Origin of the sequence: Enterobacter cloacae complex sp. GYL001, assembly GCF_049237125.1 — a bacterium.
Classification (GTDB): domain Bacteria; phylum Pseudomonadota; class Gammaproteobacteria; order Enterobacterales; family Enterobacteriaceae; genus Enterobacter; species Enterobacter hormaechei_C.
This window is the reverse complement of sequence record NZ_JBMKGW010000002.1, coordinates 531,315-556,143: the sequence shown is the minus strand read 5'-3', so window position 1 is coordinate 556,143 and position 24,829 is coordinate 531,315. Positions and strand designations below refer to the sequence as shown.

The following is a 24,829-nucleotide window of genomic DNA, read 5'->3' as shown; positions in this document are numbered from 1 at the left end:
CTTTAATCACGCCACCAGCAAGGAGACGAACGCTAAAAATGCAAAACCAAAACCGGCCCAGGTGATGCGTGACGTTTCAACAAAACGCAGGCGCGCCATGCTGTTTTCAAACAGGGCAATCACCAGCACGCCGATAAGCAGCTTGAGCACAGCCACCACCACGGCCAGCAGCAGGCCGCCCGCAGAGAAGTGCGTCATCTGCCCCCACGGGAAGAAAACGCCGACGAACATCTGCAACACCACCAGCTGCTTGAGGCTGATGCCCCACTTCAGCACCGCAAAGCCGTAGCCGCTGTATTCGGTGAGCGGCCCCTCCTGTAATTCCTGCTCCGCTTCCGCGAGATCGAACGGCAACTTGCCCATCTCGATAAAGGTGGCGAACGCGCAGGCGCAGAGCGCCAGCACCAGCGGGAGAGAACGTGAAACCGGCCAGTGGTAAACGGTGTCGGTGATAAAACTGATATGGGTCGAGCCTGCAACCTGCGCGGCGACCCACAGCCCCAGCAGCAGAATTGGCTCAACCAGCACGCCGAGCATCGCCTCGCGGCTGGCGCCGATACCCGTAAACGGGCTGCCGGTATCCAGACCCGCAATCGCAAAGAAGAAACGCGCGATGGCGAAGAGGTAGATCAGCGTAATCAGATCGCCCAGCACCGGCAGCGGCGAGCCCACCGTCACCACCGGCAGCGCGGTGGCGATGGTCAGCATCACGCCCACCATCACAAACGGCGTCAGGCGGAACACCCAGCCTGCGGCGTCCGGCGCGACGCTCTGACGGGAAAGCAGTTTGAAGAGATCGCGGTACTCCTGGAGCACGCCAGGTCCGCGACGGTTGTGCAGCCGGGCGCGCGCCACGCGCGTGATGCCCGACAGCAGCGGCGCGGCGGCGAACAGCACCAGCGCCTGAAGAATTGCCAGTAACAGACTCATGTCAGGCTCCTCGTGAAATGACAATCACCACCAGCACCGCCAGTTCGATCAGCGCCAGGCGGCGGAACAGCACGGGCACGGCGGCACCCTGCCAGCCCGGCACCCAGCCCACCGGGTTCAGCCAGTGGCGCAGCTTCAGCACGGCGGCGAAGTTCTCCTTCACCGGCATAGCGAAACCGTGGGCGGTGATGACCATCGACTGCTCATGTTCGTAGCCGCAGGCCCACGCCGCGCCGCGCGAGCGGGAGGCGAGACGGTCGCGTCTGAAGAACAGCATCAGCACGAACGGCAGGAGCGGCGCGGCAATCAGCAGCAGCGCCATCATCGGCTGGGAAACGACGGTATGCGCCGTGACCAGCGGCAGCGGAATGGCGTGGCCCAGCTGCGGCAGCAACCACGGCGCGGCAACCCCGCCCGCGATGCAGCACAGCGCCAGTGCGACCACGCTGGTGGCCATCAGTACCGGGGCGCAACAGGCGTTTTCCGCTTCGCGGGTGCGCGGCGCGCCCAGGAAGGTGACGCCGTAAACCTTCGCCATACACATCACCGCCAGCGCGCCGGTGATCGCCAGGCCCACCGCCAGCAGCGGGCCGAGTAAACGCCCGATAAACGCCTCGCTCTGGCCGAGGGCGAAGAAGGACTGATAAATCACCCACTCGCCGGCAAAGCCGTTCAGCGGCGGCAGCGCAGCCATCGCCATCAGCCCGACCAGCATCGCCAGCGAAATGACGGGCATTTTTTTGCCAATCCCGCCGAGCTTTTCAATATCGCGGTGCCCGGTGCGGAACCAGACGCTGCCCGCACCGAGGAACAGGGTGCTTTTAAACAGACTGTGGTTGATAAGGTGATACAGACCGCCAATAAACCCGGCGGCAATCAGCGCCGGCTGGTTGAGCGCCAGCCCGGTGACGCCCGCGCCCATGCCGAGCAGGATAATCCCGATGTTCTCCAGGGTGTGGTACGCCAGCAGACGCTGGATGTTGTGCTCCATCAGCGCGTACAGCCCGCCGACGAACGCGGTGATCATCCCCGCAATCAGCAGCGCCACGCCCCACCACAGCGGCGGCTGACCGCCCGACAGGGTTATCGTCAGGATGCCGAACAGACCGACCTTCATCACCACGGTGGAGAACAGCGCAGCGGCCGGGGCTGAGGCATTGGCATGCGCCTGCGGCACCCAGCCGTGCAGCGGGATAATCCCGGCCAGCAGGCCAAAACCGACTACGCCCAACAGCCAGACGTCGTTGCCCAGCGGCTGACCGTTAAGCGCGGCAAAATCCAGCGTGCCGAAACGCTGCCACACCAGCCAGCAGGCCAGCGCCAGCAGCAGCGTACCGAGACGTCCGAGCGCAAACCACAGCTTTCCGGAGGCGCTGCATCCGGTCAGGAACACGCCGCACAGGGCCATGATTTCTGCCATCACCACCAGCGCGCCGAGGTTGCTGGCGATAACGGTACAGACCGCGGCGGCCATCAACAGGTTAACCAGCAGGCCGTTGGCTTTGCTGTGCTGATGTCGGTGCCAGTCGATATTAAACAGGCTGATAAACAGTCCGCACAGGCCAAAGGTTATCAGCCAGATGGCGTTCAGCGGCGTAAGCTCAACGGCGTGGTGAATCAGCGGGATGAGGGTGTCGACGGACTGGCCGTCGATCAGGACAACCCCGCCCGCCGCCAGCGTCATCAGGCTGCCGACCGCCCCGCCGATACCGGCGATCACCCCGCTCAGCGTTTTATGGAAGGAGAGAAGCAGCGCCAGGACAGCGGCGGCGGCAAACCAGGCCACACCGCTGGTCATCATAACTATCGCGTTCATTTCGCCCCCTCGTTAAGCGCCCGCAGCAGCGAAAGATCGCCGACGTCGGTATTGATGGTCAGCTCGCGCTTGCGTTTGCTGGTGCGAGCGATGTCGCGGATGTTGACCAGGACCAGCGCCCGGGTCGGGCAGGTCCGCACGCAGGCCGGACCCTGCTCATCGAAGCTGCACAGATCGCACTTCACCGCAACGGCGCGAATGCCCGGCACCCAGTCCAGCAGCGTACTCACGCGTGCCGGAGCCGGTGGCGCAGGCGGCGCTTTCGCAGTATTAGCATTCGCCGGAATATGCAGCGGACGGCTGCCTGAAAACTCAATGGCGCCGAACGGACAGGCGATGCCGCACAGCTTGCAGCTCACGCACAGGCTTTCGTTCAGCTGTACCGCGCCGTCAACGCGGGTGATGGCATTGACAGGACAGACGCCCGCGCACGGAGCGTCTTCACAGTGGTGACAGAGCTGCGGGGCAGACTCTTTCTCATTACGCATGACGCGCAGGCGCGGCATGGACTGTAGCCCGTGCAGGCGGTGCGTTTCCGAGCACGCCGCCTCACAGGTCCGACAGCCAATACAGACCGTCGAGTCAGCAATTACAAAACGGTTCACCGGGTCATCCTCTGGTGATAGTCATTTTTGACGAAAAAAACTGTCTTATCGACACTTCTCGACACTCGCTTTTCAGGCCACGTTCGCGGAGGATTTTCCGTCGATCAGCTGTTTCAGGTTGACTGGCCGATCGTGCTCAACGGCGGCGTAGAGGCCGTTATAAACCGGCGCGATTTTCTCCAGATAGTGCTCCAGCACCTGCTGGCGATCGCGGTTGCTGACATGACCGTCCACCATGCCGTCCGCCATCAGCTGCGCCCGGGCGATGCAGTGCCTGTCGCCCTCTTTCGTCTCGACGTAGTACTCAATCGTGTGGCTGTTGAAGGTCTCCGCCAGGGTGACGTAAATCGTAAAGTGACCGAACAGGACAAAACGCATATCCCCCTGCGCCGCACAGCTCATGGCGTGATGCAGATGGGCCTTCGACAGCGTAATCCCCTGGATCAGTGAATTGCAGTACAGGTGCCATTGCTCCTGGAGCTGCTGATGACGTTGCGCGATGTAATCCGCTTTTTCGCTAATTTCCCAAATAGTCATAAAAGGTATCCGGTTAATGGAGTTAGCGGCTGTTAAGCAGATTTCGTGCCAGTTTTTAATTTATTGATTTAAATGGATTTTAAAGAGAAGCGCACTGTCATCGCCGCGGTGTCGACGTGTCATTTCGACAGCGTTGACATCGTCACGCCATAACGCAAATCAAGCTGGCACCGTTATTGCATTGAAGGGGCAATTCATTAAGGAGGCGTCATGCACGAAATTACCCTCTGCCAGCGGGCACTGGAACTTATCGAACAGCAGGCAGTGCAAAACCACGCGAAACGCGTCACCGGCGTCTGGCTGAAGGTCGGGGCGTTTTCCTGCGTCGAGACCAGCGCCCTCACCTTCTGTTTTGAGCTGGTATGCCGCGGCACGCTGGCGGAAGGCTGCGAGCTGCATATTGAAGAGCAGCAGGCAGAGTGCTGGTGCGAGCAGTGTCAGGAGTACGTCACGCTGCTGTCATCGAAGGTGCAGCGCTGTCCGCAGTGCCAGAGCAGCGGGCTGCGCATCGTGGCGGATGACGGTATGCAGATCCAACGCCTCGAAATCGAGAAGGAGTAATGTATGTGTAGTACCTGCGGTTGCGCTGAAGGCAACCTGTATATAGAAGGGGATGAACACCGTCCCCACTCCGCGTTTCGCTCCGCGCCCTTTTCCCCTGCCCCGCGTCCCGCGGCGGCACTGACCGGCATCACCTTTGCCCCGCAGCGTTCCGACGCGGGCGACCTCCATTACGGCCATGGCGAAGCGGGTACGCACGCGCCGGGCATCAGCCAGCGCCAGATGCTGGAGGTGGAGATCAACGTGCTGGACAAGAATAACCAGCTCGCCGCCCGCAATCGCGCCCGCTTTGCCGCGCGCGAACAGCTGGTGCTGAACCTGGTCTCCAGCCCCGGCTCCGGTAAAACCACGCTGCTGACCGAAACCCTTAAACGTCTGAACGAACACGTCTCCTGCGCCGTAATCGAAGGCGACCAGCAAACGGTAAACGACGCCGCGCGCATCCGCGAAACCGGTACGCCTGCGATTCAGGTCAACACCGGGAAAGGGTGCCACCTGGACGCGCAGATGATTGCCGACGCCGCCCCGCGCCTGCCGCTGGCGGATAACGGTATCCTGTTTATTGAAAACGTCGGCAACCTGGTCTGCCCGGCAAGCTTCGACCTCGGCGAGCGGCATAAAGTGGCGGTGCTCTCCGTGACCGAAGGAGAAGACAAGCCGCTGAAATATCCGCATATGTTTGCCGCCGCCTCCCTCATGCTGCTGAACAAGGTCGACCTGCTGCCGTACCTGAATTTCGACGTGGATAAGTGCCTGGCTTACGCCCGGGAAGTGAACCCGGACATTGAGATCCTGCTGCTTTCCGCCACGCGCGGCGACGGGATGGACGCCTGGCTGAACTGGCTGGAGAACGAACGATGTGCATAGGCGTCCCCGGACAAATTCATTCCCTCGACGGCAATCAGGCCAAAGTGGAGGTCTGCGGCATCCTGCGCGATGTCGACCTGACGCTGGTAGGCAGCCACGATGAGACCGGCGCAACGCGTCTCGGCCAGTGGGTGCTGGTTCACGTGGGTTTTGCCATGAGCGTGATTAATGAGGAAGAAGCCCGCGACACGCTGGATGCGCTACAGAATATGTTTGACGTCGAGCCGGACGTGGGCGCCCTGCTGTATGGCGAGGAGCGATAACACATGCGTTACGTTGATGAATATCGCGCGCCGGAGCAGGTGTTGCAGCTTATCGATCGCCTGAAAACCCGCGCCTCGCTGCTGGACTACACGAAAGAAAAACCGCTGCGGATCATGGAGGTGTGCGGCGGACACACCCACGCCATCTTTAAATTTGGCCTCGACCAGCTGCTGCCGGAGAACATCGAGTTTATCCACGGCCCCGGCTGCCCGGTGTGCGTGCTGCCGATGGGGCGCATCGACAGCTGTATCGACATCGCCAGCCGCCCCGGTGTGATTTTTTGCACCTTTGGCGACGCCATGCGTGTTCCGGGAAAAAATGGCTCGCTGCTCCAGGCGAAGGCGCGCGGCGCGGACGTGCGGATCGTCTACTCACCGATGGATGCCCTGACGCTGGCGATGGCTAATCCTGAGCGTAAGGTCGTCTTTTTCGGGCTGGGTTTTGAAACCACCATGCCCGCCACCGCCATTACCCTCCAGCAGGCGAAAGCCCGCAACGTCACTAACTTTTACTTTTTCTGCCAGCACATCACGCTTATTCCCACGCTGCGCAGCCTGCTTGAAGCGCCGGATAACGGTATCGACGCGTTTCTGGCGCCGGGCCACGTCAGCATGGTGATCGGCACAGAAGCCTACGGTTTTATCGCTGAACAGTACAATCGTCCGTTAGTGGTGGCTGGTTTCGAGCCACTTGATCTACTGCAAGGCGTGACCATGCTGGTTGAGCAGAAAATAGCGGCCCTGAGTGCGGTGGAAAATCAGTATCGTCGCGTGGTGCCCGATGCAGGTAACAGACGGGCACAGCAGGCCATAGCCGACGTGTTTAGCGTCGAAGGCGACAGCGAGTGGCGCGGACTGGGGCTGATTGCCGAATCCGGCGTACACCTGACGCCCGCGTATCGCGCCTTCGACGCCGAAGCGCATTTCCGCCCGCAGCCGCAGCAGGTGTGCGACGATCCCCGCGCCCGCTGTGGCGACGTACTCACCGGCAAATGCAAACCTCATCACTGCCCGTTATTTGGCAACGCCTGTAACCCGCAAACCGCGTTTGGCGCGCTGATGGTCTCTTCCGAAGGGGCATGCGCCGCGTGGTATCACTATCGCAACCAGGAGTGTGAAGCATGAACACGGTGGAAATGGCGCACGGAAGCGGTGGACAGGCGATGCAGCAGCTGATTAACCGGCTGTTTATGGAAGCCTTTAATAACCCCTGGCTCGCCGAGCAGGAAGATCAGGCGCGTATTGACCTCGCGGCCCTGACCGCCCACGGTGACAGGCTGGCGTTCTCTACCGACAGCTACGTGATTGACCCGCTGTTCTTCCCGGGAGGCGATATCGGCAAGCTCGCCGTCTGCGGCACGGCAAACGACGTCGCCGTCAGCGGCGCGATCCCCCGCTACCTCTCCTGCGGGTTTATCCTCGAAGAAGGGTTACCAATGGAGACGCTCACGGCGGTGGTCAACAGCATGGCGCACACCGCCCGCGAGGCGGGGATCGCCATCGTCACCGGGGATACCAAGGTGGTGCAGCGCGGCGCGGCGGATAAGCTCTTCATCAACACAGCCGGGATGGGCGCGATCCCTGCCGACATTCACTGGGGCGCGCAGCAGCTTTGCGCAGGCGACGTGCTGATTGTCAGCGGCACGCTGGGCTGCCACGGGGCAACCATCCTGAACCTGCGCGAAGGCCTGGGGCTGGATGGCGAGCTGCGCAGTGACTGCGCGGTACTCACGCCGCTGATCCAGACGCTGCGCGACATGCCGGGCGTAAAAGCCCTGCGCGACGCCACGCGGGGCGGCGTGAATGCCGTCGTGCACGAGTTCGCGGCAAGCTGCGGCTGCGGGATTGAGCTGACCGAGCGCGGCCTGCCCGTTAAGCCCGCCGTGCGCGGGCTGTGCGAGCTACTAGGTCTAAACCCGCTTAACTTTGCCAATGAGGGCAAGCTGGTGATCGGCGTGGAACGCGCGGCGGCGGAAGCCGTACTTGCACAGCTGCGCACGCATCCTTTAGGGAAAGACGCGGCCATCATCGGCGACGTGGTTGAGCGCAAAGGGGTGCGCCTGACCGGGCTTTACGGCGTGAAGCGCACGCTGGATCTGCCGCACGCTGAACCGTTACCCCGAATTTGCTAGACCGCGCCAAAAGCGGTCAGCGCTGAATTTCTCTTTTTGCCAGTTTCTATTGGAAAGCAACAATGCCGTATACACCGATGAGCGATCTTGGACAGCAGGGCCTGTTTGACATCACGCGCACACTTTTACAACAGCCCGATCTCGGCGCGCTGAGCGATGCCCTGACGCGGCTGGTCAGGCAATCAGCGCTGGCGGACAGCGCCGCCATTGTGCTCTGGCATAGCGCAACCCACCGCGCGAGCTATTTCTCAACGCGTGATAACGGCAAAATCTTCGAATATGAAGATGAAACGTTTCTGGCCCACGGCCCGGTGCGGCGTATCCTCTCCCGCCCGGAAGCGCTGCACTGCAATTTTGACCAGTTTCGCCAGGCCTGGCCGAAGCTGGCAGAGAGCAATCTTTACCACCCATTCGGCCACTACAGCATGCTGCCGCTGGCGGTGGAAGGGCAAATTTTTGGCGGCTGCGAGTTTATCCGCGATACCGACCAGCCCTGGAGCGAGGCGGAGTACGAACGCCTGCACACCTTTACCCAGATTGTGGCCGTTGTCGCGGAGCAGATCCAAAGCCGCGTCACCAATAATGTGGACTACGACCTGCTGAGCCGCGAGCGCGATAACTTCCGCATTCTGGTTGCCATCACCAACGCCGTGCTCTCCCGCCTGGACATGGATGAGTTGGTCAGCGAAGTGTCAAAAGAGATCCATCACTATTTTAAAATCGATGCCATCAGCATTGCGCTACGCGGCAACCGGAAAGGCAAGCTCAACATCTACTCCACCCACTACCTTGATGAAGCCAACCCGGCGCACGAGCAGAGCGAAGTGGACGAAGCGGGAACGCTGTCCGAGCGGGTATTTAAAAGCAAAGAGATCCTGCTGCTCAATCTCAATGAACAGGATCCGGTAGCCCCCTACGAGCGGATGTTGTTCAACACCTGGGGCAACAAGATCCAGACCCTGTGCCTGCTGCCGCTGATGTCCGGCAACACCATGCTCGGCGTGCTTAAACTGGCGCAGTGCGATGAAGCCGTATTTACCACCGCTAACCTGAAGCTGCTGCGCCAGATCGCCGAGCGTATCTCCATTGCGCTGGATAACGCCCTCGCCTATCAGGAGATCCATCGCCTGAAGGAGCGGCTGGTGGACGAAAACCTGGCGCTGACCGAGCAGCTCAACAACGTGGACAGCGAGTTTGGCGAAATCATCGGGCGCAGCGATGCCATGTACAGCGTCCTTAAGCAGGTGGAAATGGTGGCGCAGAGCGACAGCACGGTGCTGATCCTCGGTGAAACCGGTACCGGGAAAGAGCTGATTGCCCGGGCGATCCACAACCTGAGCAACCGCAATAGCCGCCGGATGGTGAAGATGAACTGCGCGGCGATGCCTGCGGGCTTACTGGAAAGCGACCTGTTCGGCCACGAGCGCGGCGCCTTTACCGGCGCCAGCAGCCAGCGGCTGGGCCGTTTTGAACTGGCGGATAAAAGCTCGTTGTTCCTCGACGAAGTGGGCGATATGCCGCTGGAGCTTCAGCCCAAGCTGCTGCGCGTTTTGCAGGAGCAGGAGTTCGAGCGCCTCGGCAGCAACAAGCTGATCCAGACCGACGTGCGTCTTATTGCCGCCACCAATCGCGATCTAAAAAAAATGGTCGCCGACCGCGAGTTTCGCAGCGATCTTTACTATCGCCTGAACGTCTTCCCGATCTGCCTGCCGCCGCTGCGCGAGCGCCCGGAAGATATTCCACTGCTGGTGAAAGCCTTTACCGCGAAGATTGCCCGCCGGATGGGGCGAAATATCGACAGTATTCCTGCCGAAACGCTACGCACACTCTCGGCGATGGAGTGGCCGGGGAACGTGCGCGAGCTGGAAAACGTCATTGAACGCGCGGTCCTGCTGACCCGCGGGAACGTGCTCCAGCTCTCCCTGCCAGAGGTTACTCCTTCTGAAACGACCGTGACCGCAACCGAGCTTGCGAAAGAGGGAGAAGATGAATATCAGCTCATTATGCGAGTGCTGAAGGAGACCAACGGCGTGGTAGCCGGACCGAAAGGTGCGGCGCAACGGCTGGGGCTGAAGCGTACCACCCTGCTCTCGCGCATGAAGCGTCTGGGAATCGATAAAGAGAGTCTGAATTAACCCGTCATTCCGGCGACGTCGCCCTGCGCGTAATTTGTCGCCCACTGCGGCGCGGAGCCGGTTATTTTTTGGGCCGATACTTTTCGGGTAATTCCGGAACCGGACGGCGATCGTCGATCAGATGACGGATGGTCAGAATCGGATGGCGCCATAACATACGTGGCCCTGCCCAGCGCATCACCTGCTTCATCTCTTCCCGTCGGGCGGGCTGATAACAGTGCACAGGGCACTGTTTGCAGGCAGGTTTTTCCTCACCAAACACGCATTTATCCAGCCGCTTATCGGCATAAGCCTTGAGCGCTGAATAGTGCCCCTCTTCTTTTATGGCGTGCGGACACCTGTTTTCGTACAGGGCGATCATTCTGGCGATCGTCTTTTTTTCTCGTGAAATACGTTTACCGGACATAACGTCGTCCTCAACAATAAAGTGCATTTATAATACCCTTTTATCCGCACATTTTCAGTCATTGCATTCCATTTTCTGAAGCGCCCTTCCAGAATTACCCCGCCCCCCGCTGCGTTTTACTGGTATTTTATACAGGCATAAATAACCACCTTTGACCGCATTCACCGGAGAGCTTATGCAAGAGATCGCGATCGCCAAACCCTATCGTCACTTGAAAGTGGGTTACTTCAGAAAACGTCATGAAGACCGTAAAACGAAAATTCCAAAACGCTACAGCGTACACGCAGCGCTGAGCCTGAAAGGCGACTGGCTTGAGCAAGCGGGATTTACCACCAACTCGCAGGTTCGGGTGGGCGTCGAGCACGGGAAAATCATCATTGAATTAATGGTGGAAGATGCCTCGTAAAGTCGTGACTTTTTTCTGCGCCGCACCTTTTTTTCATGCGACAATAGAAGGAACAATCGGCCATTGAGCCGCTCAAAGCGTAATATTTTCAAAGAAATGGATATCATAACTCCATGAGCACAATCGACAATTTCGACGCGCATACGCCAATGATGCAGCAGTACCTGAAGCTGAAGGCACAGCATCCGGAAATTTTGCTGTTTTACCGTATGGGCGATTTTTACGAGCTTTTTTATGACGATGCGAAACGTGCGTCTCAGCTGCTCGACATTTCCCTGACGAAACGTGGCGCGTCAGCAGGCGAGCCCATCCCGATGGCAGGTATCCCGCATCACGCGGTTGAAAACTATCTGGCGAAGCTGGTGAACCAGGGTGAGTCTGTCGCTATCTGCGAACAAATTGGCGACCCGGCCACGTCGAAAGGCCCCGTTGAGCGCAAAGTCGTACGCATCGTGACGCCGGGAACCATCAGTGATGAGGCCCTGCTTCAGGAGCGCCAGGATAACCTGCTGGCGGCGATCTGGCAGGACGGTAAAGGGTTTGGCTACGCCACGCTGGATATCAGCTCCGGTCGTTTTCGCCTGAGTGAACCGGCTGACCGTGAAACCATGGCGGCTGAACTACAGCGCACCAATCCGGCAGAACTGCTTTATGCAGAGGATTTCGCCGAGACGGCGCTGATTGAAGGTCGCCGCGGCCTGCGTCGTCGTCCACTGTGGGAGTTCGAAATTGATACCGCGCGCCAGCAGCTGAACCTGCAATTTGGCACGCGAGATTTGATTGGCTTTGGCGTAGAAAACGCCCCGCGCGGGCTGTGTGCCGCAGGCTGCCTGTTGCAGTACGTTAAGGATACGCAGCGTACCGCCCTGCCCCATATCCGTTCCATTACCATGGAGCGTCAGCAGGACAGCATCATCATGGATGCCGCCACGCGCCGCAACCTGGAGATCACTCAGAACCTCGCTGGCGGCATGGAAAATACGCTGGCGTCGGTTCTCGACAGCACGGTTACCCCCATGGGCAGCCGTATGCTCAAACGCTGGCTGCATATGCCGATCCGCAATACCGACACGCTGATCGGCCGCCAGCAAACCATTGCCGCATTGCAGGATCGTTACACCGACTTGCAGCCGGTGCTGCGTCAGGTGGGTGATCTTGAGCGTATCCTGGCGCGCCTGGCACTGCGCACCGCGCGTCCACGCGATCTTGCCCGTATGCGTCACGCGTTCCAGCAGTTGCCGGAACTGCGTGCTCAGCTGGGAGAGATCGACAGCGCGCCAGTGCAGAAGCTGCGCGAAACCATGGGCGAATTTACCGAGCTTCGCGAACTGCTGGAACGCGCCATCATTGATGCGCCGCCTGTTCTGGTGCGGGATGGCGGGGTTATTGCTCCAGGTTATAACGAAGAGCTGGACGAATGGCGTGCGCTGGCCGATGGCGCGACGGATTATCTGGATAAGCTGGAAATCCGCGAGCGTGAACGTCTGGGGCTCGACACCCTGAAAGTCGGCTACAACGCGGTACACGGTTACTATATCCAGATCAGCCGTGGGCAGAGTCACCTGGCGCCGATTCACTACGTTCGCCGCCAGACGCTGAAAAATGCCGAGCGCTACATTATTCCCGAGCTGAAAGAGTACGAAGACAAAGTGCTCACGTCGAAAGGTAAAGCGCTGGCGCTGGAGAAACAGCTGTATGACGAGCTGTTTGACATCCTGATGCCGCACCTGGCTGACCTGCAACTGAGCGCCGCTGCGCTGGCCGAGCTGGATGTCCTGGTAAACCTGGCCGAGCGCGCCGATACGCTGAACTACACCTGTCCGACCTTTACTGACAAACCCGGCATTCGCATTACCGAAGGCCGCCACCCGGTGGTTGAGCAGGTGCTGAACGAGCCGTTTATTGCCAACCCGTTGAACCTGTCACCGCAGCGAAGAATGCTGATCATTACCGGTCCCAACATGGGCGGTAAAAGTACCTATATGCGCCAGACAGCCCTTATCGCGCTGCTCGCCTACATCGGCAGCTACGTTCCGGCGCAGAAGGTTGAGATTGGCCCTATCGACCGTATCTTCACCCGTGTGGGTGCTGCGGACGATCTGGCGAGCGGTCGCTCTACCTTTATGGTCGAGATGACCGAAACCGCCAACATTCTGCATAACGCGACAGAGAACAGTCTGGTGTTGATGGACGAAGTAGGACGCGGTACCTCCACCTATGACGGCCTGTCCCTGGCCTGGGCGTGCGCGGAAAGTCTGGCAAATAAAATCAAGGCGCTGACGCTGTTCGCAACGCACTATTTCGAACTGACACAGCTGCCAGAGAAAATGGAAGGCGTGGCTAACGTCCACCTTGATGCGCTTGAGCACGGCGACACCATCGCCTTTATGCACACGGTGCAGGACGGCGCGGCAAGCAAGAGTTATGGCCTGGCCGTCGCGGCGCTGGCGGGCGTGCCAAAAGAGGTGATCAAGCGCGCGCGTCAGAAACTGCGTGAACTGGAAAGTTTGTCACCGAATGCGGCGGCGACGCAGATAGATGGTACGCAGATGTCACTGCTGGCGGTCCCGGAAGAGACCTCTCCGGCCGTGGAAGCGCTGGAAAATCTCGACCCGGATTCCCTGACGCCGCGACAGGCGCTGGAGTGGATTTATCGGTTGAAGAGTCTGGTTTAGTTCTCTGCGGTCTTTTTTGCCGGGTGGCGGCTTCGCCTTACCCGGCCTACAAAACCCGTAGGCCCGGTAAGCGTAGCGCCACCGGGCAAAGGACCGCACAATATTATCGCCCGGTAAGCGCAGCCGCCACCGGGCTTTTTTTACAGCAGCGGCGGGATCGTCGGCACCTGCGGCGCCTCATCAATATCCTTCTGCGTCATGTGGAACGCTTCCGGGTAATGCTCGCGGCTGGTACGGCGCAGCGGTTCGGTATCGCGCCAGGTATACAGACAGTGCTGACACTGGTATACCGTCCAGACACCTTTCACCGGTGATGTTGCCATCACTTCAATATGTTCATCGGCACAACGTGGACAAATCATTTTTTCCTCCTTATTGACGTGCCGCCAGCATCGCGGTCAGTTTTTCGGCCCAGGCTTTGGTTTCAGGGAGATCCTGTACCGGCTGGCTGTAGTGACCACGGTTGTCCGGGGCAACAGGGGTGGTGGCATCAATGATCAGCTTGTCAGTGATCCCCGCCGGGCTGGAGCCGGGGTCAAGCTCGAGCACAGACATATTCGGTAGCTGCACCAGATCGCCTGCCGGATTGACCTTCGATGACAGCGCCCACATCACCTGCGGCAGGTTAAACGGATCGACATCTTCATCCACCATAATCACCATCTTCACGTAACCCAGACCGTGTGGCGTAGTCATGGCGCGGAGCCCGACCGCACGGGCAAAACCGCCGTAACGCTTTTTAGTGGAGATAATCGCCAGCAGACCGTGGGTGTACATGGCGTTTACCGCCTGCACTTCCGGGAATTCAGCCTTCAGCTGCTGATAGAGCGGTACGCAGGTGGCGGGCCCCATCAGATAATCAATCTCGGTCCACGGCATGCCCAGGTAGAGAGATTCGAAAATCGGTTTAGTGCGGTAAGAAACTTTGTCGATACGCACAACCGTCATGTTGCGCCCGCCGGAGTAGTGACCGGTAAACTCACCGAAGGGCCCTTCAATTTCACGTTTCCGGCCTTCAATCACCCCTTCCAGGATCACTTCCGACCCCCACGGCACATCGAAACCGGTCAGCGGAGCCGTCGCAATCGGATACGGGCTTTCACGTAGCGCACCGGCCATCTCATACTCGGACTGATCGTATTTCAGCGGCGTGGCGCCCATCAGGGTGATGATCGGATCGTTACCCAGCGTAATGGCAATTGGCAGGTCTTCGCCGCGCTCTTCTGCCTTATGCAGATGCAACGCAATATCGTGCATCGGCACCGGTTGCAGGCCGAGCTTACGCTTGCCCTTCACTTCCATACGATAGATCCCGACGTTCTGCTTGCCGAAGTGATCGGGGTCGAGCGGATCGCGGGAGACAACGCATGCTTTATCGAGATAAAAGCCCCCGTCACCGTCGTTCAGGCGGAACAGCGGCAGAATGTCGAACAGGTTAATGTCTTCCCCGTCCACCGTGTTCTGCGCCCAGGCCGGGTTTGCACGACGCTCTGGCGCGACGGGGAATTTGTCCCAGCGACGAATAAACTCGTCGATCTGTTTTTTCACCGGGGTATTCGCTGGCAGCCCCATCGAAATAGCGTGGTTTTGCCACGAGCCGATAGTGTTCATCACCACACGGGCATCGGTGAAACCGCGAATATTATCGAACCACAGCGCAGGCGCGCCATCGCCAATGCGCCCGGTAGCGTTGGCGGCCGCCGCTAAATCCGGCTCAGCGTTTACCTCTTCCTCAATTTTCAGCAGCTGCCCTTGCTCATCGAGCGCCTGCAAGAAGCTTCTCAAATCATCAAATGCCATCTTTATTCTCCTGTGAAAAATGTTTCGCTGCCTGCAAACCTTCCCAGCGTCGGGCTTTTTTATGCTCCAGACCGAACTGGTCGAGAACGCGGGTCACGATATGCTGGGTAATGTCATCGGCGGTTTGCGGGTGGTTGTAGTACGCAGGCATAGGCGGCACCATCGCCACGCCCATGCGGGAAAGGGCAAGCATGTTCTCGAGATGGATGGTGCTGAGCGGCGTCTCACGGGGAACCAGCACCAGCTTGCGTCCCTCTTTCAGCACCACGTCTGCCGCACGCCCTACCAGCCCTTCGGCGTAGCCCGCGCGGATACCCGCAAGCGTTTTCATGCTGCACGGGATGACGATCATGCCGTCGGTGCGAAACGAGCCGGAGGAGATGGTGGCAGCCTGATCGGCCGGGCTATGGACGACATCCGCCAGGGCAGCAACGTCATGCGCAGTGAAGGGCGTTTCCAGCTCAATCGTGGTTTTTGCCCACTTCGACATCACCAGATGCGTTTCCACCTCCGGCATTTCCCGCAGCGCCTGCAACAACGCCACGCCTAATGGCGCACCCGTTGCGCCCGTCATTCCCACAATCAATCTCATTCAGCACCTCAATTAGTTTTGTTCGTATACGAACATATTAATTAAACTACGCCTTGATCCTGCTGCTGACAAGATCGTTCGTATACGATCACACTAATCGCTAAAAAACTCTCGCGTTAAAATTCAGCCCGAGAGCGGCTATCATAGAGGGAGTATTTTTCCGTCGGAGTGTCCATGGAGTTAAGACAAGAAGCTTTCCACCTGCTACGTCAGCTTTTTCAACAGCATACCGCCCAGTGGCAGCACGCATTGCCCGAACTGACAAAGCCACAGTATGCGGTGATGCGGTCAATTGCTGAAAATCCTGGCATTGAGCAGGTTGCCCTGACTGAAGTCGCTGTGAGCACCAAAGCGACGCTGGCAGAAATGCTGAGCCGCATGGAAGCACGCGGCCTGGTCAGGCGCGAGCACGATCCGGCGGACAAGCGCCGTCGGTTTGTCTTTCTGACGGCCGAAGGTGAGGCCCTGCTTGAGAGCAGTAAACCGATTGGAAATGAGGTGGATGAGGCGTTTTTAGGGCGCCTTAACGGCGCGGAACGAGAGCAATTTTCAGCGCTCATTAAAAAGATGATGCAGGATTAAGTAACCCTGACGCGCATAAAATCAATAAATGTTCGCACTTTCGCGGGCACATGCCGGGCATCAGGATAAACGGCATAGATGCCCTGCTGAGCGAACGTGTACGCCGGTAACAGCGAGACCAGTTCCCCTGCATCCAGTGCGTTTCGCACCAGCCACTCCGGCAGCAGCGCCACTCCACATCCCGCGAGGGCAAAAGCCATCAGCGCCTGGGCGCTGTCTGCATACAGGCGCGGCGCTTTCTTGATCTCAAAGGAAACCGGCTGCCCATCAACGCCTCTCACCTGCCAGCGCAGCGGCGAGGTTAAACGCTCGTGAATGATCCAGTCCGCTTCCGCCAGCTGCTCCAGCGAGTTAACCGGATGGTTTGCCAGCCAGCCTGGCGTTGCCACGGGCAGGATGGTGAAGGAGGTCATCAACGCGGCGTGGTAGCGCGAATCTGCAAGCGTGCCGAGCCGGATAGCGACATCGAAGCGCTCGGCGATAAGATCGGCATGCAAAGAGGACGAGACATGCCGCACGCGAAGGTCCGGGTGCAGCTGGCTAAATTCAGCCAGCAAAGGCACCACCACCTGCGAGCCATATTCGGGCGTGGTGGTGATCCGCAGTTCTCCCGTCAGCCCGGCGTGGTTGGCGCGAACATCATCCTGCAATCGCTCTGCATCCCGTAACAGCATCACGCTTCGTTGATGAAAGAGCTTCCCCGCCTCGGTCAGCGTCAGGCGTCGGGTGGTTCGCAGCAACAGGGTGACGCCCAGCTCCTCTTCAAGCTGACGAATATGAAAGCTGACCACCGCTTTTGTCAGCCCCATCGCCTCCGCTGCGGCGGTGAAACTGCCGGTGTCCGCTACGGCGATAAACATCGCCGTACGCTGTAAATTAAGCATCGCTTGCCTGGTTAACTGTCAAAATAATGTTGACAGTATATCGTGCTTTGTCGCGTTTATCCGTAACGCGCGGGCCGATACGATACGCCACCTCACCGGAGGAACTTCCATGACGTATCGCAGCAAAATCGCCGTCGTCTTTCTGCTCGGCTTTTTCCTTGATTTGATAAACATGTTTATTGCCAGTATCGCCTTTCCGGCGATGGCTCGTGCTTTCAATACCACACCTTCCGCGCTTGCCTGGGTAAGTAACGGATACATTGCCGGGCTGACGCTAGTCATCCCTTTCAGCAGTATCCTGACGCGCCGCGTCGGGCCGAAGCGCGTTATCCTGCTCTCACTGCTTCTCTTTAGCGCGGCCTCCGTTGCGGCGGGTCTCTCCTCTTCGCTGGAAAGTCTGATTGCCTGGCGAGTCGTACAGGGCGCCGGAGGGGGTTTACTGATCCCGGTTGGTCAGGCGCTGACCTGGCAACAGTTTAAGCCTCATGAGCGGGCCAGACTCTCCTCGGCGGTGATGCTCGTCGCACTGCTTGCCCCCGCGTGCTCACCGGCTGTGGGCGGTATGCTGGTTCAGACATTCAGCTGGCGCTGGATATTTTTTGCCACCCTGCCCGTCGCCATTGTCACCTTTGCTTTGGCCTGCGCGTGGCTTAAAACAGAACCGTCGCCGATAAACACCACCAGGACAGTAAACCTGTCTTTGCTGACGGATCCGCTGTTGCGCTTATCCATGCTTATCTATGTGTGCGTACCCGGCATTTTTATCGGCGTGAACGTAACGGGCATGTATTACCTCCAGAGCGAGGCCAATATGACACCCGCCGCAACGGGCATGCTTATGCTGCCGTGGTCTGTGGCTTCGTTTTTGGCTATCACCGCGACAGGACGCTATTTCAACCGTATCGGCCCCCGGCCGCTGGTGGTCATCGGTTGCCTGTTGCAGGCGACGGGCATTCTGCTTTTAGTTAACGTCGGCCCGGCAATGCTGCTACCTGCCGTTGCGTTTGCGCTGATGGGCGCAGGGGGAAGCCTTTGCAGCAGTACGGCTCAGAGCAGCGCGTTTTTGACGATGCGACCGGAAGATATGCCCGATGCCAGCGCGCTATGGAATCTGAATCGTCAGTTGAGCTTTTTTGCGGGCGCTCTGCTGCTGGCGCAGGCGCTGAGCTGCATGCAGGATTATCTCGCGCCGCTGGCCGCCTGGCACGGGATGTTTGTTTTTGCCGCAGTCATCACCCTACTGCCCGTACTGTACGTCTACCGTCTTAACAACACGCAGTTACTTGCGCAACTGCAACAGGAGCAACCATGACCCATTTCGAACAAGAGATCCTCGACATTCACGTCGCCCTTGAAAACTGGTTAGGTGCAGGCGAAGGCGATCGGGACGCCCTGCTCGCCCGTTTCCGTCCGGATTTTCTGATGGTTCCACCGAGTGGCAACCCTTTAGATCATCACGCGCTTGCCCAATTTTTATATGCGCAGCGGGGAACCCGACCGGGGCTCAGGATCGACATTGATGCGTTAACAACGCTTCAGACATGGGACAACGGCGCAGTGCTCCATTACCGGGAGACGCAAACCCGGCCAGGCCAGCCCGTCAACGTGCGCTGGTCAACCGCAGTGCTTAATCAGGAAGGGGATAACATCACCTGGCGTTTGCTGCACGAAACGGCGCAGCCGTAAGGCATAAAAAAGGCCCGTCTCACGACGGGCCTTTTCTGACGAATGGTTGCTTACTCGCGGAACAGCGCTTCGATATTCAGACCTTGCCCTTGCAGGATTTCACGCAGGCGGCGTAGTCCTTCAACCTGAATCTGACGAACACGTTCACGGGTCAGGCCAATCTCACGACCGACGTCTTCCAGTGTCGCAGCTTCATACCCCAGTAAACCGAAACGACGTGCCAGCACTTCACGCTGTTTGGCGTTCAGTTCGAACAACCATTTGACGATGCTCTGTTTCATGTCATCGTCCTGCGTGGTGTCTTCCGGGCCGTTGTCTTTTTCATCGGCCAGGATGTCCAGCAGCGCTTTTTCGGAGTCGCCACCCAGCGGGGTGTCAACCGAGGTAATGCGCTCGTTGAGACGCAGCATACGGCTTACGTCATCAACCGGTTTGTCGAGTTGCTCTGCAATCTCTTCCGCACTTGGCTCGTGGTCCAGTTTATGGGACAACTCGCGCGCGGTACGCAGATAAACATTCAACTCTTTGACGATGTGGATCGGCAGTCGAATCGTACGGGTCTGGTTCATAATAGCCCGTTCGATGGTCTGACGAATCCACCAGGTCGCGTAGGTTGAGAAACGGAACCCGCGTTCCGGGTCAAACTTCTCAACTGCGCGGATGAGACCTAAGTTGCCCTCTTCAATCAGATCCAGCAGAGCCAGACCACGATTGCCGTAACGGCGGGCAATTTTCACGACCAGTCGCAGGTTACTTTCGATCATGCGACGACGCGAGGCAACATCACCACGCAAAGCACGACGTGCGAAATAGACTTCTTCTTCGGCCGTTAGCAGTGGGGAGTAACCAATCTCCCCAAGGTAAAGCTGAGTCGCGTCCAGCACACGCTGTGTGGCACCCTGCGATAACAGCTCTTCTTCAGCCAAATCGTTATCACTGGGTTCCTCTTCTACTAAGGCTTTTTCGTCAAAAGCCTCTGCTCCGTTCTCATCAAATTCCGCGTCTTCATTTAAATCATGAACTTTCAGCGTATTCTGACTCATAAGGTGGCTCCTACCCGTGATCCCTGGACGAGACACCCTGGCTGGCATGTCCCATCAATTTATCGCTGCGGTAAATATTGCAGCGGGTTTACGGATTTCCCCTTGTAACGAATTTCAAAATGCAAGCGTGTAGAACTGGTTCCGGTGCTACCCATGGTAGCGATTTTTTGCCCCGCCTTAACTTCTTGTTGTTCCCGGACCAGCATAGTGTCGTTATGGGCGTAGGCACTCAGGTAATCATCATTATGTTTGATGATAATAAGATTACCGTAACCGCGCAGTGCGTTACCGGCATAGACAACGCGCCCGTCTGCGGTCGCGATGATTGCCTGTCCTTTACTGCCTGCGATATCGATCCCTTTGTTGCCCCCCTCAGAGGTAGCGAAGTTCTCGATAATCTTGCCGTCAGTTGGCCAGCGCCAGGTGGTGATTGACGAGCTGGCATTCTGACTGCTTGCAGTCGGTACAGTAGAGCTAACCACAGGTGCCGTAGTCGGTGCTGTGACAACAGTCGCAGTACCTTTATTATTCGGCAACATTTTGTTAGCACTCTGATCACCTGAATCCTCAGAATACGTAATTACAGGTTGTGAAGCAACCACCGTGGTGGATTTTTGTGCAGGCTTAACGCTGTTATTTTGAGCCGTCACATCTGCCGCTGAAACCGTGTTGCCAGGCGTCAGTGGGGTACCCGTTGCATTGCCTACCTGGAGCGTTTGCCCGACTTCCAGACCATACGGGGCCTGGACGTTGTTTCGCTGTGCCAGATCGCGGAAATCGTTCCCGGTGATCCAGGCAATATAGAACAGCGTATCGCCGCGCTTCACGGTATAGATGCTGCCGCCGGTATAGCTACCTTTCGGAATGTTCCCATACTTACGGTTATACACTATGCGGCCATTTTCGGTCTGAACAGGCTGATCCACTGGCTGAATCTGCGAAGGCTGCGTAACTGGACGCTGAACCGGCTGGATCTGCGGAGTTTGCTGCGCCGTGGACGTACCCATTTTAGGCGGAGGGGTAATCAACATTCCGCTGGACGTGTTACCCGAGCCGCTGGTTCCATTGACGGAACTGACGGGCGCAGGTGCATTGTCAGAACTTGTACAGCCTGCCAGCCAGAGCGAAACCAGTGATAATGCCGCAACACGGCTGATGGTGAATTTTGGGCTTCCCGCGCTCATTTATCCCCCAGGAATGTGTTAACTACCAGTGACTTAAAAATAACCGTGATGGCACGAACCTATCGCGCCACACCATACGCTGAATTTGCCTCAATAACCCTGGAAAAATCCGAGTCTCAGGCCAGCTCGCCCTTAACCAGGGGCACAAAGCGCACGGCTTCCACGGTATCGATAATAAACTCGCCGCCGCGTCGACGAACGCGCTTTAAAAGCTGCTGCTCATCGCCGACGGGCAAAACTAGAATGCCGCCCTCGTCCAGCTGCGAGAGAAGTGCAGCGGGAATTTCAGGTGGCGCGGCCGTGACTATTATGGCGTCAAACGGGGCGCGAGCCTGCCAACCCTGCCATCCATCGCCGTGGCGTGTCGATACATTATGTAAATCAAGCTGTTTCAGGCGACGGCGCGCCTGCCACTGCAAGCCTTTAATCCGTTCCACGGAACAGACATGGTGCACAAGGTGGGCCAGGATCGCGGTCTGATACCCTGAACCGGTGCCAATTTCCAGCACCCGGGAGTCTGGCGTTAACTCCAGAAGCTCCGTCATACGCGCCACCATGTAAGGCTGCGAAATCGTCTGGCCTTGCCCGATGGGCAGCGCCACGTTTTCCCACGCTTTGTGTTCAAACGCCTCATCTACAAACTTCTCACGGGGAACCTGGGCAAGCGCATCCAGCACCTGCTCGTTGGCGATCCCCTGTGCGCGTAATTGTTCCAGAAGAGTTTGTACACGTTTACTTACCATTGCGCGTTCACTCCGACCCGATCTAACCAGTCCGACACCACATCATGCGCGCTATAAGCGGTTAAATCTACGTGCAACGGCGTAACGGAAACGTAACCCTCATCCACCGCAGCGAAGTCGGTGTCTGGCCCGGCATCGCATTTATCTCCCGGCGGGCCGATCCAGTACAGGGTATTGCCGCGCGGATCCTGCTGGGGAATAACCTGATCGGCCGGATGGCGACTGCCGCAGCGCGTCACGCGGATCCCTTTAATCTCGTCCAGCGGGAGATCCGGCACGTTAATATTGAGGATACGTCCGGTACGCAGCGGCTCGCGGCCAAGCGCACGGAGAATAGAGCAGGTTACCGCGGCGGCAGTGTCATAGTGGGTGTGGCCGTTTAACGAGACCGCCAGCGCCGGGAACCCCAGGTGACGCCCCTCCATCGCCGCGGCCACGGTGCCGGAGTAAATCACATCATCGCCAAGATTCGGCCCGGCATTGATGCCGGAGACCACAACATCCGGCCGCGGGCGCATCAGCGCATTTACGCCCAGAAACACGCAATCGGTCGGCGTCCCCATCTGGACGGCAATATCGCCATTCTCAAAGGTAAAGGTGCGAAGTGAAGACTCCAGCGTCAATGAGTTAGACGCGCCACTGCGGTTACGATCGGGAGCCACGACCTGCACATCCGCAAATTCGCGGAGGTGTTTCGCCAGCGTCTGAATACCTGGCGCATGGATCCCGTCATCGTTACTCAGCAATATTCGCATAATCACCCGACGTGTTGATAAGTTCCCTGACAACACTGGTGGCAAAGCTACCTGCCGGCAGCCAGAAGCGTAACTCGACGGTTACGTCATCCCACCAGTTCCAGCTCAGCTGTTGCGGGTAGAGGAGCATCGCACGGCGCGCCGCCTCGACTTTTTCCCGCACCAGCAATGATTGTAATTCTGGCGCATCCGCCACCGCTGACTGCTCAGCGGCCAGCGCCTCGCCCTGGGTTCCCCAGTCGCCTGAGCCCGGCAAGGCGGCGGTAATCATCAGCGATTTAGCGTCCACGCGCGACTGGGCATCGGCCATCTCATCGGCCGTTGCCACAAACCAGCTTCCGCGTCCCGCTAATTGTAGCGCATCGCCGACAACAACTTGATTCGCGTCCGGTTTTTTCAGCCGTTCGCTCACAATCTGATTAAACAACGCACTGCGGGCTGCCGACAACCAAAAACTGCGTTTATTCCTGTCGCGCACCGGCGCGCTGCTTTGCGCCCAGCGCAGCGCGCCCAGCAGGTTGCTGCCACCAATGCCAAAGCGCTGTGCGCCAAAATAGTTTGGCACGCCGCGTTCGGTAATGGCCTTAAGGCGTTTTTCAACGTCATCGCGGTCGGTCACTTCACGCAGCACCAGCGTGAAATCGTTGCCTTTCAACGCTCCCGGACGCAATTTGCGTTTGTGGCGGGCATACTCCAGTACCTTACAGCCCTCAAGCTCAAATTTGCTTAAATCGGGCATGGCATTGCCGGGCACGCGGGCGCAAAGCCACTGTTCGGTCACGGCATGCTTATCCTTTTGACCGGCAAAGCTCACCTCGCGGGCGTGAATGTTGAGGAATTTTGCCAGCGCGTCCGCCACGAAGCGGGTGTTGCAGCCGTTTTTCAGAATGCGCACCAGGATGTGCTCGCCTTCGCCGTCCGGCTCAAAACCCAGATCTTCCACTACCACGAAATCTTCAGGGTTGGCTTTCAGCAGACCCTTGCCCTGCGGTTTGCCGTGCAGATACGTCAGGTTGTCGAAATCCGTCATTTGACCGCCTTCACCAGCAGCGCCACGGCTTCACAGGCAATGCCTTCGCCACGACCGGTAAAGCCCAGCTTCTCCGTGGTGGTCGCTTTGACGTTGACGTCGTCCATATGGCAGCCCAGATCTTCAGCGATAAACACGCGCATCTGAGGGATGTGCGGCAGCATCTTCGGTGCCTGAGCAATGATCGTCACATCAACGTTGCCGAGGGTGTAGCCTTTGGCCTGAATACGACGCCAGGCTTCGCGCAGCAGTTCGCGGCTGTCTGCGCCTTTAAAAGCAGGATCGGTGTCCGGGAACAGTTTACCAATGTCGCCCAACGCGGCGGCACCCAGCAGCGCGTCGGTCAGCGCATGCAGCGCCACGTCGCCATCAGAATGCGCCAGCAAACCTTTTTCGTATGGAATGCGCACGCCGCCAATGATAATTGGGCCAACGCCGCCAAAGGCGTGTACATCAAAACCGTGTCCAATACGCATTATGCCTTCTCCTGAGGGGTCGTACGGGTAAGATAAAATTCCGCGAGCTGTAAGTCTTCCGGGCGCGTCACTTTTATATTATCAGCGCGCCCTTCAACAAGCGTTGGGTGGAAACCGCAATACTCCAGCGCCGAGGCTTCGTCCGTAATGGTCGCACCTTCTTTAAGCGCACGCGTTAAGCAGTCGTGGAGTAATTGGAGGGGAAAAAATTGTGGCGTCAGCGCGTGCCAGAGATCGACGCGCTCGACGGTGTGGGCAATCGCCGGTTTACCCGGTTCGGCACGCTTCATGGTGTCACGCACCGGGGCGGCCAGAATGCCGCCCACGTTACTGGTTTCACTCAGGGCCAGCAGACGTGACAGATCGTCGTGATGCAGACAGGGACGCGCGGCATCGTGCACCAGCACCCACTGCGCGTTCCCGGCAGCCTGAATGCCCGCCAGAACAGAGTCGGCCCGCTCGGCGCCGCCGTCAACAACGGTAATCTGAGGATGATTTGCCAGCGGGAGCTGTGCAAAACGCGCATCGCCGGGGCTGATGGCAATAACCACGCGTTTCACCCGGGCATGCGACAGCAGCGCTGCCACGGCGTGCTCGAGGATCGTTTTATCGCCAATTGAGAGGTACTGCTTAGGACATTCTGTCTGCATGCGCCGGCCAAAACCTGCGGCCGGCACCACGGCACAGACGTCCGAAAAAGTTGCTGCCATGTCGTAATCCT

General features: G+C 58.4%; 28 protein-coding genes. 12 read left to right on the top strand and 16 right to left on the bottom strand.

From position 1 onward, the window contains the following. Positions 1–6: 6 nt before the first annotated feature. The 4 genes from ACOTWU_RS06735 to hycA all read right to left on the bottom strand — a co-directional run bounded on the left by ACOTWU_RS06735 (position 7) and on the right by hycA (position 3,888). Positions 7–930, bottom strand: a complete 924-nt coding sequence (locus ACOTWU_RS06735) for a respiratory chain complex I subunit 1 family protein (protein WP_017382801.1) — start codon at positions 928–930, stop codon at positions 7–9. A gap of 1 nt (position 931) precedes the next feature. Then, complete coding sequence (gene hycC, locus ACOTWU_RS06730; RefSeq protein WP_126498811.1) at positions 932–2,746, bottom strand: formate hydrogenlyase subunit 3; 1,815 nt, start codon at positions 2,744–2,746, stop codon at positions 932–934. Continuing rightward, complete coding sequence (locus ACOTWU_RS06725) at positions 2,743–3,351, bottom strand: 4Fe-4S dicluster domain-containing protein (protein WP_017382803.1); 609 nt, start codon at positions 3,349–3,351, stop codon at positions 2,743–2,745. Before ACOTWU_RS06725 ends, hycC begins: the two co-directional genes overlap by 4 nt. A 72-nt stretch (positions 3,352–3,423) precedes the next feature. Continuing rightward, entirely contained in the window at positions 3,424–3,888 is a 465-nt protein-coding gene (gene hycA, locus ACOTWU_RS06720) for a formate hydrogenlyase regulator HycA (protein WP_017382804.1), read from the bottom strand. Between the two features lie 210 nt (positions 3,889–4,098). Between hycA and hypA the strand changes: the two genes are divergently transcribed. The 6 genes from hypA to flhA all read left to right on the top strand — a co-directional run bounded on the left by hypA (position 4,099) and on the right by flhA (position 9,846). Then, the gene (gene hypA, locus ACOTWU_RS06715; protein ID WP_006811742.1) at positions 4,099–4,449 is read left to right on the top strand and encodes a hydrogenase maturation nickel metallochaperone HypA; all 351 of its coding nucleotides are present in this window, start codon (positions 4,099–4,101) and stop codon (positions 4,447–4,449) included. 3 nt (positions 4,450–4,452) lie between these two features. Continuing rightward, positions 4,453–5,316, top strand: a complete 864-nt coding sequence (gene hypB / locus ACOTWU_RS06710; RefSeq protein WP_017382805.1) for a hydrogenase nickel incorporation protein HypB — start codon at positions 4,453–4,455, stop codon at positions 5,314–5,316. Then, positions 5,307–5,579 (top strand): HypC/HybG/HupF family hydrogenase formation chaperone, encoded by a 273-nt coding sequence (locus ACOTWU_RS06705; protein WP_015571696.1) that lies wholly within the window; start codon positions 5,307–5,309, stop codon positions 5,577–5,579. The genes hypB and ACOTWU_RS06705 overlap by 10 nt, the downstream gene beginning before the upstream one ends. Positions 5,580–5,582: 3 nt before the next feature. Further along, complete coding sequence (hypD, locus tag ACOTWU_RS06700) at positions 5,583–6,704, top strand: hydrogenase formation protein HypD (protein WP_017692769.1); 1,122 nt, start codon at positions 5,583–5,585, stop codon at positions 6,702–6,704. Beyond that, on the top strand, positions 6,701–7,711 hold the full coding sequence (gene hypE / locus ACOTWU_RS06695) for a hydrogenase expression/formation protein HypE (protein WP_017692768.1): 1,011 nt from the start codon (positions 6,701–6,703) through the stop codon (positions 7,709–7,711). Before hypD ends, hypE begins: the two co-directional genes overlap by 4 nt. Positions 7,712–7,773: 62 nt before the next feature. After that, the gene (gene flhA / locus ACOTWU_RS06690; RefSeq protein WP_017382808.1) at positions 7,774–9,846 is read left to right on the top strand and encodes a formate hydrogenlyase transcriptional activator FlhA; all 2,073 of its coding nucleotides are present in this window, start codon (positions 7,774–7,776) and stop codon (positions 9,844–9,846) included. Between the two features lie 61 nt (positions 9,847–9,907). Here flhA and ACOTWU_RS06685 read toward each other — a convergent pair whose 3' ends face one another. Continuing rightward, on the bottom strand, positions 9,908–10,252 hold the full coding sequence (locus ACOTWU_RS06685; RefSeq protein ID WP_022649174.1) for a nitrous oxide-stimulated promoter family protein: 345 nt from the start codon (positions 10,250–10,252) through the stop codon (positions 9,908–9,910). Positions 10,253–10,427: 175 nt separating this feature from the next. On the opposite strand from ACOTWU_RS06685, the gene ACOTWU_RS06680 reads away from it, so the two are divergent. Then, positions 10,428–10,658, top strand: coding sequence for a SymE family type I addiction module toxin (locus ACOTWU_RS06680; protein WP_017692767.1), 231 nt, complete (start codon positions 10,428–10,430; stop codon positions 10,656–10,658). A gap of 113 nt (positions 10,659–10,771) precedes the next feature. Further along, entirely contained in the window at positions 10,772–13,333 is a 2,562-nt protein-coding gene (mutS, locus tag ACOTWU_RS06675) for a DNA mismatch repair protein MutS (protein ID WP_017692766.1), read from the top strand. Between the two features lie 140 nt (positions 13,334–13,473). Here the strand turns inward: mutS and ACOTWU_RS06670 are convergent, their stop codons facing one another. The 3 genes from ACOTWU_RS06670 to ACOTWU_RS06660 are packed head-to-tail and all read right to left on the bottom strand — an operon-like array spanning position 13,474 to position 15,725. Beyond that, a complete protein-coding gene (locus tag ACOTWU_RS06670; RefSeq protein ID WP_100122782.1) occupies positions 13,474–13,695 on the bottom strand; it encodes a non-oxidative hydroxyarylic acid decarboxylases subunit D in 222 nt (73 codons plus the stop codon). Positions 13,696–13,705: 10 nt separating this feature from the next. After that, positions 13,706–15,133 carry a non-oxidative hydroxyarylic acid decarboxylases subunit C gene (locus ACOTWU_RS06665; protein WP_015571702.1) on the bottom strand — a complete coding sequence of 476 codons (1,428 nt, stop codon included), beginning with the start codon at positions 15,131–15,133 and terminating at the stop codon, positions 13,706–13,708. Next, positions 15,123–15,725 (bottom strand): non-oxidative hydroxyarylic acid decarboxylases subunit B, encoded by a 603-nt coding sequence (locus tag ACOTWU_RS06660; RefSeq protein WP_003862111.1) that lies wholly within the window; start codon positions 15,723–15,725, stop codon positions 15,123–15,125. Before ACOTWU_RS06660 ends, ACOTWU_RS06665 begins: the two co-directional genes overlap by 11 nt. Before the next feature lie 174 nt (positions 15,726–15,899). Between ACOTWU_RS06660 and ACOTWU_RS06655 the strand changes: the two genes are divergently transcribed. Continuing rightward, positions 15,900–16,307 carry a MarR family winged helix-turn-helix transcriptional regulator gene (locus ACOTWU_RS06655; RefSeq protein WP_015571704.1) on the top strand — a complete coding sequence of 136 codons (408 nt, stop codon included), beginning with the start codon at positions 15,900–15,902 and terminating at the stop codon, positions 16,305–16,307. Here the strand turns inward: ACOTWU_RS06655 and ACOTWU_RS06650 are convergent. Further along, positions 16,304–17,191 carry a LysR family transcriptional regulator gene (locus tag ACOTWU_RS06650; RefSeq protein ID WP_045907392.1) on the bottom strand — a complete coding sequence of 296 codons (888 nt, stop codon included), beginning with the start codon at positions 17,189–17,191 and terminating at the stop codon, positions 16,304–16,306. The two genes, ACOTWU_RS06655 and ACOTWU_RS06650, sit on opposite strands and share 4 nt — an antisense overlap. A 109-nt stretch (positions 17,192–17,300) precedes the next feature. On the opposite strand from ACOTWU_RS06650, the gene ACOTWU_RS06645 reads away from it, so the two are divergent. Both ACOTWU_RS06645 and ACOTWU_RS06640 read left to right on the top strand, forming a co-directional pair. Continuing rightward, positions 17,301–18,503: an MFS transporter gene (locus ACOTWU_RS06645; RefSeq protein WP_126498810.1), complete on the top strand. Its 1,203-nt coding sequence runs from the start codon at positions 17,301–17,303 to the stop codon at positions 18,501–18,503. Continuing rightward, positions 18,500–18,877, top strand: a complete 378-nt coding sequence (locus ACOTWU_RS06640) for a DUF4440 domain-containing protein (RefSeq protein WP_015571707.1) — start codon at positions 18,500–18,502, stop codon at positions 18,875–18,877. Before ACOTWU_RS06645 ends, ACOTWU_RS06640 begins: the two co-directional genes overlap by 4 nt. 50 nt (positions 18,878–18,927) lie before the next feature. Here ACOTWU_RS06640 and rpoS read toward each other — a convergent pair whose 3' ends face one another. Both rpoS and nlpD read right to left on the bottom strand, forming a co-directional pair. After that, entirely contained in the window at positions 18,928–19,920 is a 993-nt protein-coding gene (gene rpoS, locus ACOTWU_RS06635; RefSeq protein WP_013098493.1) for an RNA polymerase sigma factor RpoS, read from the bottom strand. Between the two features lie 59 nt (positions 19,921–19,979). After that, positions 19,980–21,053 (bottom strand): murein hydrolase activator NlpD, encoded by a 1,074-nt coding sequence (gene nlpD, locus ACOTWU_RS06630; RefSeq protein WP_232964265.1) that lies wholly within the window; start codon positions 21,051–21,053, stop codon positions 19,980–19,982. On the opposite strand from nlpD, the gene ACOTWU_RS06625 reads away from it, so the two are divergent. Next, complete coding sequence (locus tag ACOTWU_RS06625) at positions 20,986–21,126, top strand: peptidase (RefSeq protein ID WP_223230135.1); 141 nt, start codon at positions 20,986–20,988, stop codon at positions 21,124–21,126. The two genes, nlpD and ACOTWU_RS06625, sit on opposite strands and share 68 nt — an antisense overlap. A 94-nt stretch (positions 21,127–21,220) precedes the next feature. Here the strand turns inward: ACOTWU_RS06625 and ACOTWU_RS06620 are convergent, their stop codons facing one another. From ACOTWU_RS06620 to ispD, 5 genes are read right to left on the bottom strand one after another with little or no spacing between them, the layout of a single operon-like run. Further along, on the bottom strand, positions 21,221–21,847 hold the full coding sequence (locus ACOTWU_RS06620; RefSeq protein ID WP_015571709.1) for a protein-L-isoaspartate(D-aspartate) O-methyltransferase: 627 nt from the start codon (positions 21,845–21,847) through the stop codon (positions 21,221–21,223). Then, on the bottom strand, positions 21,841–22,602 hold the full coding sequence (surE, locus tag ACOTWU_RS06615) for a 5'/3'-nucleotidase SurE (RefSeq protein WP_017382816.1): 762 nt from the start codon (positions 22,600–22,602) through the stop codon (positions 21,841–21,843). Before surE ends, ACOTWU_RS06620 begins: the two co-directional genes overlap by 7 nt. Continuing rightward, positions 22,583–23,632, bottom strand: a complete 1,050-nt coding sequence (gene truD / locus ACOTWU_RS06610) for a tRNA pseudouridine(13) synthase TruD (RefSeq protein ID WP_032619143.1) — start codon at positions 23,630–23,632, stop codon at positions 22,583–22,585. Before truD ends, surE begins: the two co-directional genes overlap by 20 nt. Then, positions 23,629–24,108, bottom strand: coding sequence for a 2-C-methyl-D-erythritol 2,4-cyclodiphosphate synthase (ispF, locus tag ACOTWU_RS06605; protein ID WP_015571711.1), 480 nt, complete (start codon positions 24,106–24,108; stop codon positions 23,629–23,631). Before ispF ends, truD begins: the two co-directional genes overlap by 4 nt. Further along, complete coding sequence (gene ispD / locus ACOTWU_RS06600) at positions 24,108–24,818, bottom strand: 2-C-methyl-D-erythritol 4-phosphate cytidylyltransferase (RefSeq protein ID WP_032671932.1); 711 nt, start codon at positions 24,816–24,818, stop codon at positions 24,108–24,110. The genes ispF and ispD overlap by 1 nt, the downstream gene beginning before the upstream one ends. Between the last annotated feature and the right edge of the window lie 11 nt (positions 24,819–24,829).